At 63.5% G+C, this 17986-nt stretch carries 18 protein-coding genes; 8 read left to right on the forward strand and 10 right to left on the reverse strand.

Annotated features, from left to right (window positions below; genetic code table 11):
- Positions 1-101: 101 nt before the first annotated feature.
- The 4 genes from RIL96_RS05055 to RIL96_RS05070 all read right to left on the reverse strand — a co-directional run bounded on the left by RIL96_RS05055 (position 102) and on the right by RIL96_RS05070 (position 3262).
- Positions 102-716: a TIGR03085 family metal-binding protein gene (locus RIL96_RS05055; RefSeq protein WP_310547925.1), complete on the reverse strand. Its 615-nt coding sequence runs from the start codon at positions 714-716 to the stop codon at positions 102-104.
- 62 nt (positions 717-778) lie between these two features.
- Positions 779-2494, reverse strand: coding sequence for a ubiquinone-dependent pyruvate dehydrogenase (gene poxB / locus RIL96_RS05060; protein ID WP_310547926.1), 1716 nt, complete (start codon positions 2492-2494; stop codon positions 779-781).
- 115 nt (positions 2495-2609) lie between these two features.
- Positions 2610-2909, reverse strand: a complete 300-nt coding sequence (locus RIL96_RS05065; protein WP_310547927.1) for a hypothetical protein — start codon at positions 2907-2909, stop codon at positions 2610-2612.
- Entirely contained in the window at positions 2909-3262 is a 354-nt protein-coding gene (locus tag RIL96_RS05070) for a hypothetical protein (protein ID WP_310547928.1), read from the reverse strand. The genes RIL96_RS05065 and RIL96_RS05070 overlap by 1 nt, the downstream gene beginning before the upstream one ends.
- Before the next feature lie 345 nt (positions 3263-3607).
- On the opposite strand from RIL96_RS05070, the gene RIL96_RS05075 reads away from it, so the two are divergent.
- Positions 3608-4414: a metallophosphoesterase gene (locus RIL96_RS05075; protein WP_310547929.1), complete on the forward strand. Its 807-nt coding sequence runs from the start codon at positions 3608-3610 to the stop codon at positions 4412-4414.
- Positions 4415-4430: 16 nt separating this feature from the next.
- Here the strand turns inward: RIL96_RS05075 and RIL96_RS05080 are convergent, their stop codons facing one another.
- The 4 genes from RIL96_RS05080 to RIL96_RS05095 form a co-directional block, all read right to left on the reverse strand.
- Complete coding sequence (locus RIL96_RS05080; protein WP_310547930.1) at positions 4431-5333, reverse strand: hypothetical protein; 903 nt, start codon at positions 5331-5333, stop codon at positions 4431-4433.
- A gap of 247 nt (positions 5334-5580) precedes the next feature.
- Positions 5581-6573 (reverse strand): replication initiator, encoded by a 993-nt coding sequence (locus RIL96_RS05085; RefSeq protein WP_310547931.1) that lies wholly within the window; start codon positions 6571-6573, stop codon positions 5581-5583.
- A gap of 422 nt (positions 6574-6995) precedes the next feature.
- Positions 6996-7700 (reverse strand): HAD family hydrolase, encoded by a 705-nt coding sequence (locus RIL96_RS05090; RefSeq protein WP_310547932.1) that lies wholly within the window; start codon positions 7698-7700, stop codon positions 6996-6998.
- Positions 7701-7763: 63 nt separating this feature from the next.
- Positions 7764-8615: an EamA family transporter gene (locus tag RIL96_RS05095; RefSeq protein ID WP_310547933.1), complete on the reverse strand. Its 852-nt coding sequence runs from the start codon at positions 8613-8615 to the stop codon at positions 7764-7766.
- A gap of 167 nt (positions 8616-8782) precedes the next feature.
- On the opposite strand from RIL96_RS05095, the gene RIL96_RS05100 reads away from it, so the two are divergent.
- Positions 8783-9694, forward strand: coding sequence for a DUF4282 domain-containing protein (locus RIL96_RS05100; RefSeq protein ID WP_310547934.1), 912 nt, complete (start codon positions 8783-8785; stop codon positions 9692-9694).
- 52 nt (positions 9695-9746) lie between these two features.
- On the opposite strand, the gene RIL96_RS05105 is transcribed toward RIL96_RS05100, so the two are convergent.
- Positions 9747-10550, reverse strand: a complete 804-nt coding sequence (locus tag RIL96_RS05105) for an exodeoxyribonuclease III (RefSeq protein WP_310547935.1) — start codon at positions 10548-10550, stop codon at positions 9747-9749.
- A 13-nt stretch (positions 10551-10563) separates the two neighbouring features.
- Positions 10564-11589 carry a LacI family DNA-binding transcriptional regulator gene (locus RIL96_RS05110; protein ID WP_310547936.1) on the reverse strand — a complete coding sequence of 342 codons (1026 nt, stop codon included), beginning with the start codon at positions 11587-11589 and terminating at the stop codon, positions 10564-10566.
- 123 nt (positions 11590-11712) lie between these two features.
- Between RIL96_RS05110 and RIL96_RS05115 the strand changes: the two genes are divergently transcribed.
- The 6 genes from RIL96_RS05115 to rhaI are packed head-to-tail and all read left to right on the forward strand — an operon-like array spanning position 11713 to position 17958.
- Positions 11713-13248 (forward strand): sugar ABC transporter ATP-binding protein, encoded by a 1536-nt coding sequence (locus RIL96_RS05115; RefSeq protein ID WP_310547937.1) that lies wholly within the window; start codon positions 11713-11715, stop codon positions 13246-13248.
- Positions 13245-14285: an ABC transporter permease gene (locus RIL96_RS05120; RefSeq protein WP_310547938.1), complete on the forward strand. Its 1041-nt coding sequence runs from the start codon at positions 13245-13247 to the stop codon at positions 14283-14285. The genes RIL96_RS05115 and RIL96_RS05120 overlap by 4 nt, the downstream gene beginning before the upstream one ends.
- Positions 14282-15358, forward strand: coding sequence for an ABC transporter permease (locus tag RIL96_RS05125; RefSeq protein ID WP_310547939.1), 1077 nt, complete (start codon positions 14282-14284; stop codon positions 15356-15358). Before RIL96_RS05120 ends, RIL96_RS05125 begins: the two co-directional genes overlap by 4 nt.
- A 38-nt stretch (positions 15359-15396) precedes the next feature.
- Positions 15397-16425, forward strand: a complete 1029-nt coding sequence (gene rhaS, locus RIL96_RS05130; RefSeq protein WP_310547940.1) for a rhamnose ABC transporter substrate-binding protein — start codon at positions 15397-15399, stop codon at positions 16423-16425.
- A gap of 13 nt (positions 16426-16438) precedes the next feature.
- The gene (locus RIL96_RS05135) at positions 16439-16801 is read left to right on the forward strand and encodes an L-rhamnose mutarotase (protein ID WP_310547941.1); all 363 of its coding nucleotides are present in this window, start codon (positions 16439-16441) and stop codon (positions 16799-16801) included.
- Complete coding sequence (gene rhaI / locus RIL96_RS05140; protein ID WP_310547942.1) at positions 16798-17958, forward strand: L-rhamnose isomerase; 1161 nt, start codon at positions 16798-16800, stop codon at positions 17956-17958. The genes RIL96_RS05135 and rhaI overlap by 4 nt, the downstream gene beginning before the upstream one ends.
- The last annotated feature ends 28 nt before the right edge of the window (positions 17959-17986 follow it).

The raw sequence follows: 17986 nt of genomic DNA on the forward strand, positions 1-17986 counted from the left end.
GAGTAGTCCTCTGCGCCATCATCGCCTGCCTACGCACATAGGAGACACGCCCTAGATTCCGCAGACGCTCAGTGCTGACGCATCACGACCTCGGCCACACTCTAGCGGCCGAAGGCCCAGAGCACCAGCTCACTCGGGGCACCCTCGAGGGAGATCATCGGGTCCCTGAAAGCTCCGTGCGTGACCGACCCGTAGCCGGGACTGATGTAGGTGATGCGGCGTCGGCGCTTCCGAGCCGCGGCCATCAGCAGAGTGCGGGAGGCCTGCTTCCACAGACGTCTCTGGAGGCTCGGAGACAGCCTGCGGCGGTGCGGCTGAAGAGCGGATGAACCCTCCGGGCCAGCATCAGCCCCAGTGCTGTGGTCGTCACCGCGCAGGACATCCTCCGTGTGGACGAAGAACTCCAAGGTGTTCATCGCGTCATCGACGGACCGACTGCGGGCCGGATGCCAGGAGGGCACCCCGTCCCCGATCCGGTCGACGAGCTCGGCGAAGCTGAGCCCTTCGAAGCTCCGGTACTGCTCCTGCGCTTTGGACCCCACCACCGGCAGCCCTCGGCCGAGGACCAGGTGCGGACGAGAGTCTCGGGCGACCACATGGACTGCGAGGTCGTGGGTGGTCCATCCTTCGCAGAGCGTAGCGGCGGCGGGGCCCTTCTCGCGCAGGGCCGCGACGAGAGCCTGCCGCTCAGCCGCGGCGGTGGATGGTGAACGCATCGATGGGGGTCCTCACTGTCGGGGAGGCGGCATGGTCAGAGGGTTGGAAGATCAGCGACGGCTCAGAACAGCTGACGCCAATTGGTGCGGGCCAGGTCCACCAGCTCGTCCCCGCGACCGGAGAGCACCGTGCGGATGGCGTAGAGGGTGAAACCCTTGGCCTGCTCGGCGGTCACGGCCGGGGGCATGGACAGCTCCTGCCGTTCGGTGACCACGTCCAGCACGGCCGGGCCGTCGTGGGCGAAGAACTCCTCCACCGCGTCCGGGAGCTCCGCTGAGGACTCCACGCGGATGCCGCGGATCCCCATGGACTCTGCGATGTCGGCGAAGCTCGGGTTGGTCAGACCGGTGCCGAAGTTCACGAAGCCAGCGGCCTTCATCTCCACCTCCACGAAGTTCAGCGAGGAGTTGTTGAAGACCACCGTCTTCACCGGCAGCTGAGCCTGGGTCAGGGTCAGCAGCTCGCCGAGCATCATGGTTAGTCCGCCGTCGCCGGCCAGGGCAACCACCTGTCGCGAGGGGTCGGCCGCAGCCGCGCCGACCGACTGGGTGAGCGCGTTGGCCATGGAACCGTGGGAGAAGGAGCCGATCAGCCGGCGTCGGCCGTTCATGCTCAGGTACCGCGAGGCCCAGACCACCGGGGAGCCGACGTCGGGGATGAACACGGCGTCCTCGGCGGCGGCCTGGTCCACCAGCCGCGCCAGATACTGCGGGTGGATGGTGCGCTTGGAGGGCGAAGCCAGCGAGTCCAGGTCCTTGCGGGTGCGCCGGTAGTGCTTGGTCATCGTGTCGAGATGCTTGGAGCTGCGATCAGCCGCCAGCCGCGGCAGCAGCGCGTCGATGGTCTCCCTGACCCCGCCGACCAGCCCGACGTCCACGGAGGTGCGCCGGCCCAGCTGGGATCCGCGCAGGTCGACCTGCACCACCGAGGCGTCCTGCGGGTAGAACTGCTGGTAGGGCAGGTCGGAGCCCAGGACCAGCAGCGTCTCAGCGGCCTCCATGGCGTGATAGCCCGAGGAGAAGCCCAGCAGGCCGGTCATGCCGACGTCGTAGGGGTTGTCGTAGGCGACGTGTTCCTTGCCGCGCAGGGCATGGACGATGGGCGCCTGGAGCCGCTCGGCGATCTGCAGCAGCGCATCGTGTGCTCCCGCCGCACCGGCGCCGGCGAGGATGGTGACCCGTTCGCAGCCGTTGAGCGCCTCTGCCGCAGCCTCGAGGTCGCCTTCGGCCGGGGTGACCACAGAGGTCGTCGGCCGGATCGTCTCAGGCTCCGCGCTGATCTCCTGCAGGGCGACGTCGCCGGGGATCACCAACACTGCCACACCCTGCTTCTCGATGGCCTCACGCATGGCGACGCGCATCAGACGGGGCATCTGGTCAGCTTGGGAGACATGCTCGACGTAGACGCTGCATTCGCGGAAGAGCTCCTGCGGGTGAGTCTCCTGGAAGTAGCCCGAGCCGATCTCCTCACTGGGGATGTGGGCCGCGATGGCCAACACCGGGGTGCGGGAGCGCTGGGCGTCATAGAGCCCGTTGATCAGGTGGAGGTTGCCGGGACCGCAGCTGCCCGCGCAGACCGCGAGTTCGCCGGTGAGCTGGGACTCGGCGCTGGCGGCGAAGGCCGCAGTCTCCTCATGCCGGACCTGGACCCAGTCGATGGTTCCGGAAGCGCGCAGCGCGTCGGTGAATCCGTTGAGCGAGTCTCCGGGGATCCCATAGACCCGCTGGATCCCGCTGGCGTGCAAGGTGTCGACCATAGTGCGTGCAACAGTCGGCATAGGACGTTCCCCTTTCCGTGACAGGACACGGCCCGGCCGGATCCTGCGGCTCGGGCCGCCTGCGATCGAGTCTATGACTATGGCGTCCCTCAGACCATGACCTGCTTCACCCGCTTCACGCGCCGGCGGCTGAACCTGACCGCCCGGAGAACTCCCAGGGGATCGCCGTTAAGCTCTCGAACTGTGCCGGCCCTTCGACGCCGGGCTTCTCAGAGGCCGCAACCGTGACGTTCAACAGCTCCGACGCCTCTTCGTCCCGACCTCGCCGCAAGGTCTCCACAGTCCACTGCGATATCCCATCAGCGTTGCCCTTCTGGTGCGCCTCAGCTTGCCCGTCGGGACGCACCATCTTCGGCCGTACGCCGACCACCATAAGGTCTCCCAGCGCGGACTGGTCCACCGGTATGGTTCGCATCAGCTCTCCTCCGCTTCCAGGTCCGTCAGGACGTCATCGACCACCGAATCACTGAGACGAACAAAACCACGACGGACAGAGCCCTCGCGTCCCGCCTCACGCTCGATGAGGCCAAGGGCCTCGGCCCGTCGCAGCGCCCGGCGGAACGTTGTGGCCGTGGTCTTCGTCTCCCTCACCAACTTGGCCGTGTTCACCGGCACCAGCTGCCGCGACAGTCCGATAACCTCCTGCACCACCAACGCGATGGCCCCCACGACCGACATGTCCACCGTGCCGTCGTCATTCAGCGAGCGACGCAGCAGCACACTGCACACCGCCCCGAACTCTCGCTTGCTCAACACCTGCTCAGTCATCACTGCTTCCTCTCACTCGGAACACCTTACAACTCCAGTGTGGTCGATTTGCACCACCTATGTCAACCACCCTATGAGACTAGTGTAGATGAGCCTACATGCTGGCTCCTGGCACGTCTCTACACATTGGTGACGATTTTCAGTGGAGATCAAGGCGTGCGCGCGGGCGCGCACGCGCGTGGTCCTGCGGGGGCCTGTGCCCCCGCCTGCGGGCCGCCCCTTGCGCATGCGGCCTGGCGGCCGTTCGCGGGGCGGTCCTCGGCGTCGCTCCGGCCTGCTCGGACACGCCGTAACCCGCCTGCTCAACATGCTCTGCAGACATCACGCAACCTAGACTTGAGCAGTATGCGCATTTACGCACTTGCCGACGTGCACGGGCACCTCTCCGAACTCAATAACGCTCTTACCCTCATCGATGCCGACGAGGGTGATCAGATTGTGTTCGGAGGCGACTACGTAGATCGGGGACCTGATTCCCTCGGTGTCCTGGCTACGGTCCGGGAATATGCCATGACCCACGGAGCCATCGCGCTCATGGGCAACCATGAAGAAGGCTTCCTAGAGTGGATCGATTCTGACGAGGACGGCGCAGAACCTTGGCCAGGTGAAGATCGCGGGTTCCTGACCCTCCGCAGCTTCCTCACAGACACGACCATTGACCAGTGGATCGGGCAGTGCCACAGCAACGACGAGGACCCCGAAACCTCAGCATGGTTCAACCAGACGGCCAAGGCTTCCATCCGCGCTCAGCATGGCGGCCTCATCAACTGGATGCGCAATCTGCGTCCCTACTATGAGACCAACCGGCAAATTTTCGTTCACGCCGGTGTCGATGAGAGCGCCGGAGACGCATGGAAGGCTGCCACCGAGGAACACGTCTGGGCCAGTAAATTTCCCCCCGCTACGGGCCAGTTCATCAAGGACGTGATCGCAGGCCATACCGAGACCAGTAGCCCTTTCCTTGCCAATGATCCGAACTATCGCGGCGTATTCTGGGATGGAGCCAGTCACTACTACATCGACGGAGGCGTCGAAGCAACAGGCCAAATCCCCGTCCTGATCTATGACACCAATACCAAGCTGTACACAACGTTCAAAGAGACCCGGCCCGGTCACTGGATTGAGCAGCCAGTAACGACTGATACGCGCTAAATCCGCAAATGGTGCCCTACCTCTCGGGCAAAGGCTCATACCCCATATTCTCAAGCTGAGAATTCATCTCCTCGAGACTCTGATCATTCCACGCGAAGGGATCAGTGACAGAAAAACTATCTACATTGTTCACTGTCACTACAGTCTCATCGGGACCTTCTGCAGAGTCGTCAATCTTCTCTACAGTAATCTGCTCCTGGTACTCCCAGTCATCCCAGAATGGATCCTCAATGTCTACACTATTGTTTTCACGAAGCTCTGTAGCATAAGGCTCTTTACGAAGCCACTCAGTAGGGTAAGAGTCTGCATTAAGAGGAAAACCAGGCTCTGCATTTGCTTCGTATCCAAGGTGAATCCCTGCGAAAATATAGCCACCATCATAGGTGTAGCTGTAGTCATCGCTAATTGAGACACCTTCAAGGTTTGTAGACCCAGGCTCAACAACTACATACATAGTAGCTCCCTGCTCATCCTCAAAAGTCAGATGCTCAGGAAACCCCTCGAAGGTATCTCTAAGAACTTGGGCATCACTGTCGTCAATCTCTACGGTCCTAGGAGCTGTTGTTTGGTTTGGGAAGATAGCGCCCTCACTAGACATAGTCCAGTCAAGCTCCATAGTGTCGCCTTCGGAGACATCTAGCGCGTCAGGCTCACGGAGTAGCACTAAAAGGTAGTTTCCACCGATCTCACCATTAGGCCATTCATCAAATCGATAGCCGATCATCGATGTATCGAAGTCTTCCACCATAGGAGAGGGTCCACTATCGGCACTCGATTCACTATCAGTTTCCGATTGCCCATTAGTATTCTCAGCATCTGACGCATTGTTTTCGTTCGTAGAGCATCCGCTAATGCCTAGAACAGTCGCTGCCGCAATAGCGCTGATTGCACCTACAATCCATCTGGCCTGCTTACTCATCAACCCTCCTATAGCTCCTGATCAGCACTATACAAGGGGGAGGGGGAAGCACTGCGAGCCACGCAGAGGTCAGCGGAGGAGGCCGCAGGCTCTCCTGCGTGACGTTTCTTGCACGCCGTATAAGTGGGCGAATTCCATCAGGCGAAGACCAGACGGTTACGGCCCACACGAGTGTTACGGCTCCGACCCGAGGCATAGACGCCGTGGAAGAACGCTTCCCGGTGGATAGCCAGGGCCTCATCCATGCTCATGCAGCCGAAACCGCAGGTTCGTCACTGAGACTCATCGCGTGCGCCTTGGCCCAAGCACGCCGCTGCTCCTGAAAGAACTTCCGCCGCAGCACAGTCCACGCCTTCGACCGCGAGACGGCATGAGAGCCAGCACCCATCGACCGATGCCGCCGATGACCACAGTCTCGCCCATGACAGTCCCGCGTGCACTCCATCTCATCCCGCGCAGCACGGGTGAGAGTATCCGCATGGGCTACAGCCTCCGGCGACCGGTTCGATACCGCCTCAGCGCCCAGGTCTTTCGCCACGTAGCCCAGCACCTTGCCGAGATAGCTGATCGCCCGGCGGACCTGGCCCGGCTCAATCCCCAGAATCCGAGCATCAACCTGACGTCCCCACCGGACCACCGAATCATCCACTGCGCTGGAGGCCACCACCCCGGCACACGTATCTTCCAGCAGCGACACCAACGACGACCGCGACACAGACAGGTGCTCAATGCGCAGCAGCACATGGAAGTGCAGGACACCCCTCACCTGCCACTCACGCACCGCCGCATAGTCGAACCGATCAGGCAGCGCCCGGCGTAGTGCAATCTGCGTGTACCGCCACAGCTCGCTCACATCACGGTTGAACCTGACCTGCCCCGCGTAGTCGTAGGCCTTGGCATCGACCGGCACCCCACGCAGCACCCGCTCACTCTCACTGTGGCGACGCCCGCACGCGCACCGCTTCGCCGCCTCGCCTGGCTTCGGCACACGATGGACCTTCCCGAACGAGGGCGCCGTCAACGTCAACAGCACGAACGTGCTCCGGCCCGGCTTCGACTCCCGGACACCATCGGCCAAAATCGCCTGCCAGTCCCGCCGATAGACCCTCGCGCACTTCGGGCACGTCAGGAACGACCGAGAACCACAGTTCACCACTTCACCCGTGGACGTCACGACCTTCTTGGCACACTGCCGCCCGGCCACCTCACGAGCAAGAGCAACCTTGTCTGAGACCTCCATCACTGACCCACCCCAAGCGTCCAGACGGGTGGGGCTGTGACCTGCGCTTTTACTGCTCTGCCGCTGCACTGTGTTGGAGCCGCTCGATGCCCCCGTGCATAGAGAATTGCTTTTGTTTGGCGCTGTGCTAACGTATTCCTCGACTCAAAGGTACCGACTGAAAATCGAAAGGTCACCGGATCGACGCCGGTCGGAGCCACACATGGCGAAACCCCTGCCTCAGGCAGGGGTTTTTCGTTTCTCACCTACAGCGCGCTGCCAGAATCTGGGGCCCGAGAAATCCGCGTTGCTTTTTCAGTCACGATCAGCGTCTCGGAGCCCGGAAAACCCTCGATTCGTGACTGCAAGTTGACCCTCGATTTAGGGACACCCTGCTCGGAGGGCCTCACACCCCCACACCTTGGGGCGCCAGTGGATTCTCCTCAGCTCCAGGAAGCGATCCACGTGTGGAGGACCGGGTCTTCCAGGGAGCTCAACCGGCGCGGCGCCTGAGGCTCCTGCCCCGGAATCGAGGGCACGGCGATCAGCTGCAGCCCCGCAGAGCGGGCGGCCTCGGCACCGGTCTCGGAGTCCTCGAAGCACAGGCACTCACCCGGTGCCGCACCGAGGGCACGCGCCGCTGCCGTGTAGAGATCCGGTGCGGGCTTCGGTTCAGCGACATCTTCGATGGCGAAGGACGCGCTGATCAGTTCCGTGATGCCCAGTCCCGCCAGCTTGACGTCGAGCATCTCCCGCGGGGAGTTCGACGCCACCGCCACCGGACGCACCGCCGCCACAGCCCGCAGGGTCTCCATCGCCCCCGGCATCGGCACCATCTCAGCATCGAGACTGTCCCGATGCTCGGCGAAGAGCTCGTCGTAGACAGTCTCCGGGGCCTTGCTCACCTTCTCCGCAATCGCGGAGAGCACCACCTCGGCTGACCGACCGGTGATCTCGCGGCGCTGGGTTGTGGTGAACCCGGTCCCGTGCCGGTGCAGATACGCATCCTGCATCCGGATCCACTGCCCCTCCGTGTCCACTAGCAGGCCGTCGCAGTCGAAGACGACGGCAGTCGGAGCCCAGACCGGGGGCCAGATCTCCAGTGGAGAGAGTGCAGGTGAAGGCGATGAGGAATCCGAGATGCTCATGGTCCGCTCAGACTATCGGTTCGCCGTCACTGGCGGCACCAGTCCGGATGACCGCGGCGCCACTCACCCCACTTTGGTGCGGCTGGCGCCGATTCTCGCGACGACCACCAGTACGATTCCCGCATACCCGGCCGCCCCGAGATCCTGCCCCAGCAGGAGTAGCCCCGAGAGCGCAGCCACCGCAGGGGAGAGCGCCAAGAGCACGGCGAAGGTCGACGGCGGCACCGTCCGCAGCGCCCGCATCTCCAAGGCATAGGGGATCGTCGAGGACAGCAGCGCCACCGCCAGTCCGACCAGCAGCACTTCCGGTCGCAGGAACACAGTGCCCGTCGTCGTCACCGCGAAGGGGACGACCGCCAGTGCCCCCACCGACATGCCCAGCGTCATTCCCGCCAGGCCGGAGAAGTGCCGCCCCGCGGCCCGGGTGAAGAGGATGTAGCAGGCCCACATGACGCCGGCGCCCAGCGCGAACACCACGCCCAGAGGGTCCAGAGTCTCGGATGGGTTCCAGCTCAACAGCAGCACACCGAGGCCTGCGATCACCGCCCACAGCAGACTCAGCAGGCGCCGCCCGGCGATCACGCTCAGCGTCAGCGGTCCCAACAGTTCCAGAGTGACTGCCGTGCCCAGTGGAATGCGGTCGATGGCCAGGTAGAACAGCACGTTCATCGCCGCCAGCACCAGCCCGTACCCGGCGGCTGCGCCCCAGGAGAGCCTGCTGATGCCGCGCAGACTCGGCCGGACCAGCAGCCACAGCACCAGGGCGGAGAGCCCCAGGCGCAGCGCTACTGTCCCCACCGGGCCCGCCAGGGAGAACACCATCGCCGCCACGGCAGAACCGGTCTGCGCGAAGGATATCGCCAGCACGACCAACGCCGGCCCCTGGGCGCCTGAGGGAGGATGCGGGGCAGTCATGCTCATATCCTCAGCCCCCGGCGCCGGAAACGAAAATCATCGACGCGGCATGTCAGCACCGTTCAGCTGACGCCGCGGCTCAGGTAGGTTGACCGTAGGCGCGGACATCGGGCCGTTCAGCGGCGATGTGCCCCGCGTCCGCGATCGGACCTGTCCGAGGAGGACACATGACACAGCAGCCCGGAGACCCGCAGCAGCCCGAGGAAAACCCGGAGGGCGCCGCGACCGGTGAGCAGCCGACCAGGGAACACTTCGCCGGTGAGCAGCCGACCACGCCCCAGCCCGACGGTCCTCCGCGTGAAGGCGGACTGCCCGGAAGTGTGGAACTCACGGAAGAGGACCAGGCCGGCTACGCTCAGCCTCCCTATGGTCAGCAGCCCCTGTCAGCGCCGCAGGACACCGGCCAACCGGTGTACGGACAGTCCGACGTCGACCAGCAGGGCTACGGAGATCAGCAGGGCCATGGACAGCCTGTGTATGGACAGCCGGAACCCGGCGAACCGCAGCCGGGTCCCTACGGCGGTCAGCAGCAGGGCTACGGACCCCAGGACGCCGGTCAGAGTGGGTATGACGCCAGCGGCTACCAACAGGGCGGCTACCAACAGCCGGGGTATCAGCAGCCGGGCTATCCTCAGGGCGGCTATGAGCAGGGTGGGTACGAGCAGGCGGGCTATGGTCAGCCTGCCTACGGAGCGCCCCAGCCGGCAGGACACCCGCAGCCCGGCCCCGCACAGCAGCGCCCGTCGGCCAACGCTGTCGAGGCCAAGGGCTTCTTCGCAGCGCTCTTCGACTTCAGCTTCCGCAGCTTCATCACGATCAAATTCGCCAGGTTCATCTATGCGCTGCTGATCATCGTCTCAGCTCTGGCCTGGTTCATGATGATCATCTCCGGATTCGCCACGGGCGAGCCGGTCTTCGGGATCATCGTTCTGCTGCTGGGCTGGATTCCGGTGGTCCTGTACATCGTGCTCTACCGAGTGGTGCTGGAGGTCATGATCTCGATGGTGCGGACCTCCCAGAACACCGCGGCCACACAGGCTGAGGTCGAGCAGCTGCGTGCTGACCTGATGAACCGGTGAGATGAACCGATGAGCAGCTGAAGTATCCTCCCCGGACGCGCAGGGGCAGGGGTCAGCTGAGGTCCACCACCACCGGTGCGTGGTCTGAGGCGCCCTTGCCCTTGCGCTCTTCACGGTCGATCGCAGCATCGTTCACTCGCTCCGCCAGGGCTGGGGAAGCCAGGACGAAGTCGATGCGCATCCCCTCCTTCTTGGGGAAGCGCAGCTGCTTATAGTCCCAATACGTGTAGACCCCCGGCCCCGGCTTCAACGGGCGGACGACGTCGACGAACCCGGCGTCGAGGAACCTCTGGAAGGCCGCACGCTCCGGCTCGGAGACGTGGGTCAGGCCCTCCTGACGGAAGAAGTCGATGTCCCAGACGTCGTCGTCCTGCGGTGCAATGTTCCAATCGCCGACCAGCGCGATCTGCGCCTGCGGATCATCGCTCAGCCAGGATGTGGCGTGGCCCCGCAGAGTCTCGAGCCACTGCAGCTTATACCCCATGTGCTCGTCCTCCAGGGCGCGGCCATTGGGGACATACAGGCTCCACACGCGCACCCCGCCGCAGGTCGCGGCCATCGCGCGGGCCTCCTGCACCGGATCCTTCCCACCCTTGCCGAAGGCAGGCTGCTCGGGGAAGGTGCGCTCGACGTCGGCCAGCCCCACCCTGGAGGCGATGGCCACCCCGTTCCACTGGTTGAAGCCGAAGTGTGCGACCTCGTAGCCGCTGTTCTCGAAGACCTCCCAGGGGAAGTTCTCGTCCTTGCACTTGGTCTCCTGGATGGCCAGGACATCAGCGTCCCAGCGGTCCAACCAGGCCTCGACCCGGTCGGCCCGGGCCCGCATCGAGTTCACATTCCAGGTGGCGATTCGCATGCGCCCGAATCTATCAGTCGGCGGTGACAGCTGAGCTCCGGTTGGTGGACTCTCGGATGACCAGTTCCGGCTGAAAGACCGTTTGCTCTGTGGGGGTTTGCGGGTCGTCAATGAGGGAGCACAGCAGTTCGGCTGACTTGCGACCCATCTCGTGTGCAGGCTGTCTGATTGAGGTGATCGGGATGGTTGCAGAGCCCGCGAAGGCGATGTCGTCGTAACCAGAGAGGAGCATATCGCCGGGGACGTCGAGGCCGCTGCGCACGAGTTCCTGTAGAGCGCCGATGGCGATGAGATCGTTGGTGGCCATTAGGGCGTCTGGTCTCTGTTCTGAGTCGCGCGCTAGGATCCCTGCCGCCGCCATCCTGCCGGATTCGATATCCATGGCACCGGTGTCGATGCACTCCACCTGCACGCCTGGGCTCGCCGAGGCCGTAGATTCGGCACCTTCGAGCCGCTGGGAAACCTGTCGCAGATGACGTGGACCACCGACAACGGCGATGTGGCGGGCACCCTCATCGATGAGGTGCTGGGAAATCAGCCTGCCGCCTTCGACGTCGTCGAGAGACACCGAGGAGAACTCATCCTCTCCTGCCATCCTGTCGACGATGACCACAGCTGTATCACGTTCCTTCAGTCGCCTCAGCTGCGGTGTGACATCCCCGACGGCGATGATGAGCAGCCCGGCGACCCTCTGTTCTTCGAAGAGTGCCAGATGCGCGGATTCACGCTCGGGGATCTGAGAGGAGTTCCCCAGCAGCAGGGGTCGGCCCTGCTCGGCGAGGTGGTCTTCGGCGCCTTCTGCGAGGTTCGAGAAGAAGGGGTTCCCGGCATCGAGGACGATCATTCCTACTGCGCGGTTGCGTCCCGCCCGCAGCTGACGGGCAGCATCGTTGGGGATGAAATCGAGCTCCTCGATGGCCTTCCTGACGCGTTCCCGGGTGCGTTCCGAGACCTTCTCCGGGTGGTTGATCGCGTTGGAGACAGTGGCGGGTGAGACCCGCGCCCTTGCCGCGACGTCCCGTACCTGAGCCACTGCCATGAGTGTCAGCATACAAGCCCTCTCGTCACACCCCGTTGACACGTCTGTGATGTGCCTCATATGATCTGACTCACGAATTAAATCGTTTCAATTCGTTCAGTTCCCAGGACATTCGGAGGTTTCATGTCGAACGAGACAGACCGGGTGCCGGTGCTGCAGCTCGACTCAGTGCGTAAGTCCTTCGGGTCCGTCAAGGCACTGGCTGAGGGCAGCCTGACAGTTCACCCCGGCTCGATCCACGCGCTGGTCGGGGAGAACGGCGCCGGCAAGTCGACCCTGATCAAAGTAGTGGCCGGACTCCACCGTCGGGATTCAGGAGCCTTCAGATTCCGTGGACAGGACGTCGACTTCACCAACACTGCTGAGGCCAAAGATGCCGGCATCGCAGTCATCTACCAGGAGCCGACGCTCTTCCCGGATCTCTCCGTGACGGAGAACATTTTCATGGGCCGCCAGCCACTCGGCTCCGGTCGGCGGATCGACAAACAGGCCATGCTCCGCGAGACACGGCAGATTTTCGCCCGGCTCGGTGTCGATCTTGACCCCCAACGGTCGGCACAGGGGCTTTCGATCGCCGATCAGCAGATCATCGAGATCGCCAAGGCCATTTCACTAGATGCCCACCTGCTCATCATGGATGAACCTACTGCGGCATTGAGCGGGACCGAGGTGGAACGGCTCTTCGCCGTCGCCCGCAGCCTGCGAGATGAAGGGCGCGGTATCGTCTTCATCTCGCATCGCTTCGATGAAGTCTTCTCCCTCTGCGACATGATCACCGTGATGCGGGACGGCTCCTACGTCGCCACCCGTCCTACTGCTGAAACCGACTCACAGGAACTTGTCCGTATGATGGTCGGTCGCGAAGTCGACGAGCTCTATCCCAAGACCGAAACGACGATCGGTGATGTGGTCCTCGAGGTGCGCAACCTCCACAGCGCAGGGAACTTTCACGACGTGAGCTTCGAGGTCCGGTCCGGTGAGATCGTCGGACTCGCCGGGCTCGTCGGCGCCGGGCGCAGTGAGATCGCTCGAGCCGTCTTCGGGGTCGATGGCTACGACTCCGGGACAGTGCGACTTCTCGGTAGTCAGATCCCTCAGAAGAAGCCACAGGCAGCCATCGCTGCCGGCATGGCCCTGATCCCCGAGGATCGTAGGCAGCAGGGCCTGGTGATCGCCTCGTCGGTCGCACAGAACATCGCCGCGGCCATCCGTGACCGCCTCTCCCGCTCAGGGATACTCACCACCGCGGCAGAGAACCGTGCCTCCCAGATGTGGGCACGCAAGCTCCAGGTCAAGACCAACGCCCTGTCCATGCACGCCTCCACGATGAGCGGCGGGAACCAGCAGAAGGTCGCCATCGCCAAGTGGTTGGCCACCGAACCTCGACTGCTCATCATCGACGAGCCGACCCGAGGCATCGACGTCGGGACCAAAGCGGAGGTGCACAGGCTCCTCTCCGAGCTGGCCGGAGAGGGGATGGCCATCCTCATGGTCTCCTCCGAACTCCCCGAGGTGCTCGGTATGGCAGATCGTGTGCTCGTCGTACGGGAAGGGCGGATCAACGCCGAACTCGACCGCAGCGAGGCCACACCTGAAGCAGTCATGTATGCCGCCACTGAGGACAGGGCTCCGCGCGAGGCCGGTAAGGAGAGGGTATGACCGCCACACCTCAGACGCTGGCTCGCCCCAGCCGCCTGTCGACCTCCCAGAAGATCCTGCGGAACGTGCTCGGCTCACGTGAGATGGCCATCGTCGTGGTCATCGGGATCGTCGTGGCTGCGGCGACGTCGATGAACTCCAACTTCCTGTTCACCGCACAGGGATGGCGGGACCTCCTCCTGACCCCGTCGATCCTGCTGGTACTGGCCGTCGGCTCGGCGGTCGTGATCATCACCCGGAACGTCGACCTCTCCGTAGGCTCGACCCTGGCCATCACGGCATATCTCACCGGCCGTCTCTTCATCGACTTCCCGGCCCTTCCTGTTGTGGCGGTGGTGCTCATCGGGATTCTTGTGGGGGCGCTGCTCGGGCTCATCAACGGACTGCTCGTCGCCTTCGGAAGGGTCCCGGCGCTGGTAGTCACCCTGGGCACCATGTACGTCTATCGCGGGATCGTGCTGACCTGGGCGGGGAGTGACAGGATCAACGCGTCGGACCTGCCGCGTGAGTTCCTGCGTCTGGGAACGCTTCAGGTGATGAGCATTCCGCTGCTGACCGTTATCGCAGTCGTCATCCTGCTCGCCGTGGGCTACTACCTCTCCACAGCCCGCGGAGGGCGCGAGTTCTATGCTATCGGCTCCGACCCACAGGCCGCCGAGCTGTACGGACTCTCAGTGACCCGGCGAGTCATCGGGGCCTTCGTCCTCTGCGGTGCGCTCGCCGGGCTCGCCGGAGTGATGTACACCGCCCGCTACGGAACAGTCAGCGCGGGAGCAGGCTCGGGTTGGGAGCTCGAAGCCATCGGTGCTGCAGTCATCGGAGGTGTGGCGATCTTCGGTGGCAGCGGAACGGTATGGGGCGCGGCCGCCGGTGCAGTGCTGCTGATGACGATCAACCGCACTCTGCCGATCCTCGGCGTTCCTGACTTCTGGCAGCGCGCCGTGGTCGGTGCGCTCATCATCGGCGCCATCGTCCTCGATCGTTATCTCGCCGCCCGACAGGCGCGCAAGCTGCAGGAAGCGAGGGACCAGGTATGACCGTCTCCGAAAAATCTCCAGCGACATCCACCGACACCTCGCAGGTGCAGTACCGCTCCTTTGACCGGCCCTTCTGGGCAAGGGTTCTCTTCACCCCAGAGTTCCTCATCATCGGGCTGCTCGTCGCAGTATGGATCGCCGCCCTGCTCCTGGTCCCGAACTTCGACGGACCGCTGACGGTGAGATACCTGCTGCTGGACATCGCCCCGCTGATGATGATCGCCCTGCCGATGACCCTCATCATCGTCACCGGGCAGATCGACCTCTCCGTCGCATCGGTCGTCGGACTCTCCAGCGTCCTCGTCGGAGTGCTCCACGTACAGATGGGCCTGTCTCTGCCGACGGCCGCCCTCATCGCCGTCGCCGTCGGCGCCCTGTGCGGGGTATTTAACGGCTTTCTCGTCGCCTATGTGGGCCTTCCCTCGTTGACCGTCACCATCGGCACCCTGGCGCTGTTCCGAGGAATCGCCGTCGGACTACTCGGGACGACGGCGCTGACCGACTTTCCCGAGCAGTGGACCTCCCTCGCCAGCGCATCAATCGGAGAGACCCGCATACCTGTCGTCGTCCTACCGATCCTGGTACTGATCGCGATCTTCACGGTGCTGCTCCACTTCACACGGTTCGGACGAGGCCTCTACGACATCGGCCACAACGACGAGGCCGCGCGGTTCTCCGGAGTCAACGTTGCGCGGTCGAAGATGATCACCTTCCTGCTGTCGGGCACCGTCTCAGCGATGGCAGGCGTCTTCTACACGCTGCGCTTCGGCAACTCCCGCGGAGACAACGCCATGGGCCTCGAGCTCGAGGTCATCGCCGGAGTGCTGCTCGGCGGGGTACTCATCTTCGGCGGGCGCGGCGCCCTCCACGGAGTGATCGCAGGAGTCCTGCTCATCGGCGTCATCTCCTCGGCACTGCGTCTCGAAGGGGTCACGGTCAACGTCATCAACATCATCATCGGCCTGCTGCTGATCATCTCTGTCATGACCCCCTCGTTGGCTACTCGCTTCCGAGCTCTGTGGAGTAGTCGGCCCCGCGAGCCACGTCAGCCAGCCCCCAGCACTGAGAAGTGACACCGCTCGTACGAGCCCCAGATGGAAGGAACACGACCATGAAGAACACCCTGAACACACGACGGTTCGGAGTCGCCGCAGCGATCGGACTGAGCGCCACGTTCGCCCTGTCAGCTTGTGGGGGAGGGGGCGGAGATAACGGGGGCGACGGTGAGGACATCCAGGTCACCATGCTCCCTAAGAATCTCGGAAACCCCTACTTCGAGACCTCGAACGCCGGGGCGGAGAATGCCATCGAGGAGTTCGGAGGCACGCACTCCGAGGTCGGCCCAGAGCAGGCCAGCCCCGACGGCCAGGTCCAGTACATCAACACTGCCGCGCAGCAGGGAGACGACGCTCTGGTCGTCTCGGCCAATGACCCGAGCGCGATCTGTGGCGCCCTCGACGAAGCCCGTGAAGCCGGGGCCGCCGTCGTCACCTTCGATTCGGACACCGATACCGAATGCCGCGACATCTTCGTCAACCAGGCCAGCGCTGAGGGTATCGCCCGTGCCCAGGTCGAGCTCGTCGCCGAGCAGATCGACGGAGAGGGCGAGATCGCCGTCCTCTCCGCCGATGCCAACGCCACGAACCAGAACCGCTGGATCGAGCTGATGGAAGAAGAGCTTGAGGCGGAGTACCCGGACATCGAACTGGTCGACATCGTCTATGGAGACGACGACGATCAGCGTAGCTTCGACCAGACGGCGGCCCTGCTGCAGTCGCACTCGGACTTAGATGCGATCGTCTCACCGACCACGGTTGGCATCGCGGCCGCGGCCCGCTACATCTCCGACTCCGGTTATGCCGGTGAGATCGCGCTGACTGGCCTCGGTACTCCGAACCAGATGCGTGAGTACGTCGAAGACGGCACAGTCGAAGCCTTCGCCCTGTGGAACCCCGAAGACCTCGGCTACCTGGCGGCCTGGGCTGCCTACGCACTAGCAACCGATGAGATCGACGGTGAAGAGGGCGACACATTCGAGGCCGGCGAGCTCGGCGAATACACCGTCGGTGAGGACGGCGAAGTCGTGCTGGACGACCCATTCGTCTTCGATGCGGACAACATCGACGACTTCGACTTCTGAGGCCTTCAGGGACATGCGACGAGTCTGCTTCCGACTCCAGGTCAGACCCGACAGGTTGGATGAATACGTCCGGCGTCATAGTCAGGTGTGGCCGGAGATGCTTCGTGCCCTAGAAGAAGCCGGATGGACCAACTACTCCCTGTTCCTCGGCCAGGACGGTCTGCTCATCGGCTACGTCGAAGTTGCTTCCCTGGCTGACGCGCAGGCGGCCATGGAAGCAACCGAAGTCAACGCCCGGTGGCAGGAACAGATGAGTGAGTTCTTCGTGGAGCTTGACGGCTCCCGGCCCGACACCGGCTTCACCCAGCTCACAGAGGTCTTCCACCTGGAGGACCAGCTCGACGCGATCAGATCAGACCAGAGTGAGGACATATGACAGCTTTCGAGACCATCGCAGGAGCACTCGATGATCTGAGGATCGAAGTGCCGTCCTGGGCCTACGGAAACTCCGGTACCCGGTTCAAGGTATTCGGATCCCCGGGAACACCCAGGACTGTTCAGGAGAAGATCAGTGACGCCGCCGCCGTGCATCGTGTCACTGGACTCACCCCCAAGGTCGCCCTGCACATCCCGTGGGACCGCGTCGAGGACGTCGACGCGCTCGCATCCTTCGCTGCGGACCAGGGAGTGGAGCTCGGCACCATCAACTCCAACACCTTCCAAGACGATGACTTCAAGTTCGGGGGCCTCACCCACCACGATGAGGCGATCCGTCGCAAGGCGATCGACCACCACCTCGAGTGTCTCGACATCATGGATCGCACCGGGTCCCGGGACCTCAAGATCTGGCTGGCTGACGGGTCGAACTACCCCGGTCAAAGCGATATGCGAGCTCGACAGGACCGTCTGGCAGATGCCCTGCATACCATCTATGAGCGCCTCGGCACTGACCAAAGACTCGTGCTGGAATACAAGTTCTTCGAACCGTCCTTCTACCACACCGATGTGCCCGACTGGGGCACGGCGCTCACCCAGGTGTTGGCCCTGGGGGAGAAGGCCGTGGTCTGCCTGGACACCGGGCATCATGCGCCGGGGACGAACATCGAGTTCATCGTCATGCAGCTTCTGCGGCTCGGAAAGCTGGGATCCTTCGACTTCAACTCGCGTTTCTATGCCGATGACGATCTCATCGTCGGCAGCGCCGACCCGTTTCAGCTCTTCCGCATCATGGTCGAGGTCATCCGCGGAGGAGGTTTCGGACCAGATGCCGACGTGGCCTTCATGCTCGACCAGTGCCACAACATCGAGAAGAAGATACCGGGACAGATCCGTAGTGTGCTCAATGTCCAGGAGATGACTGCCCGTGCACTGCTCGTGGATCGTCCTGCCCTCACCGAGGCGCAGGAAGCCGGTGACGTGCTCGGGGCCCATGAGATCTTCATGGACGCCTTCTACACCGACATCCGGGCGGACCTTGCTGACTGGCGGGCCGACCGCGGTCTGCCCAGGGACCCGATGCGAGCATACGCCCAGTCCGGATATCAGGAGCAGATCGAGACCGATCGTGTTGGTGGCACTCCGATGAGCTGGTGAGACGAGATTCGTCTATACCCCAGACACA

Source organism: Nesterenkonia aerolata (assembly GCF_031470965.1).
Lineage (GTDB): Bacteria > Actinomycetota > Actinomycetes > Actinomycetales > Micrococcaceae > Nesterenkonia > Nesterenkonia aerolata.

Coding starts and splice junctions, on each gene's coding strand:
- RIL96_RS05095 (WP_310547933.1), bottom strand. CDS start 8,615: ATGACTGCCCCGCATCCTCCCTCAGGCGCCCAGGGGCCGGCGTTGGTC.
- RIL96_RS05080 (WP_310547930.1), bottom strand. CDS start 5,333: ATGAGTAAGCAGGCCAGATGGATTGTAGGTGCAATCAGCGCTATTGCG.
- RIL96_RS05100 (WP_310547934.1), top strand. CDS start 8,783: ATGACACAGCAGCCCGGAGACCCGCAGCAGCCCGAGGAAAACCCGGAG.
- RIL96_RS05105 (WP_310547935.1), bottom strand. CDS start 10,550: ATGCGAATCGCCACCTGGAATGTGAACTCGATGCGGGCCCGGGCCGAC.
- RIL96_RS05085 (WP_310547931.1), bottom strand. CDS start 6,573: ATGGAGGTCTCAGACAAGGTTGCTCTTGCTCGTGAGGTGGCCGGGCGG.
- rhaS (WP_310547940.1), top strand. CDS start 15,397: ATGAAGAACACCCTGAACACACGACGGTTCGGAGTCGCCGCAGCGATC.
- RIL96_RS05075 (WP_310547929.1), top strand. CDS start 3,608: ATGCGCATTTACGCACTTGCCGACGTGCACGGGCACCTCTCCGAACTC.
- RIL96_RS05110 (WP_310547936.1), bottom strand. CDS start 11,589: ATGGCAGTGGCTCAGGTACGGGACGTCGCGGCAAGGGCGCGGGTCTCA.
- RIL96_RS05065 (WP_310547927.1), bottom strand. CDS start 2,909: ATGCGAACCATACCGGTGGACCAGTCCGCGCTGGGAGACCTTATGGTG.
- RIL96_RS05125 (WP_310547939.1), top strand. CDS start 14,282: ATGACCGTCTCCGAAAAATCTCCAGCGACATCCACCGACACCTCGCAG.
- RIL96_RS05120 (WP_310547938.1), top strand. CDS start 13,245: ATGACCGCCACACCTCAGACGCTGGCTCGCCCCAGCCGCCTGTCGACC.
- poxB (WP_310547926.1), bottom strand. CDS start 2,494: ATGCCGACTGTTGCACGCACTATGGTCGACACCTTGCACGCCAGCGGG.
- RIL96_RS05090 (WP_310547932.1), bottom strand. CDS start 7,700: ATGAGCATCTCGGATTCCTCATCGCCTTCACCTGCACTCTCTCCACTG.
- RIL96_RS05070 (WP_310547928.1), bottom strand. CDS start 3,262: ATGACTGAGCAGGTGTTGAGCAAGCGAGAGTTCGGGGCGGTGTGCAGT.
- RIL96_RS05055 (WP_310547925.1), bottom strand. CDS start 716: ATGCGTTCACCATCCACCGCCGCGGCTGAGCGGCAGGCTCTCGTCGCG.
- rhaI (WP_310547942.1), top strand. CDS start 16,798: ATGACAGCTTTCGAGACCATCGCAGGAGCACTCGATGATCTGAGGATC.
- RIL96_RS05115 (WP_310547937.1), top strand. CDS start 11,713: ATGTCGAACGAGACAGACCGGGTGCCGGTGCTGCAGCTCGACTCAGTG.
- RIL96_RS05135 (WP_310547941.1), top strand. CDS start 16,439: ATGCGACGAGTCTGCTTCCGACTCCAGGTCAGACCCGACAGGTTGGAT.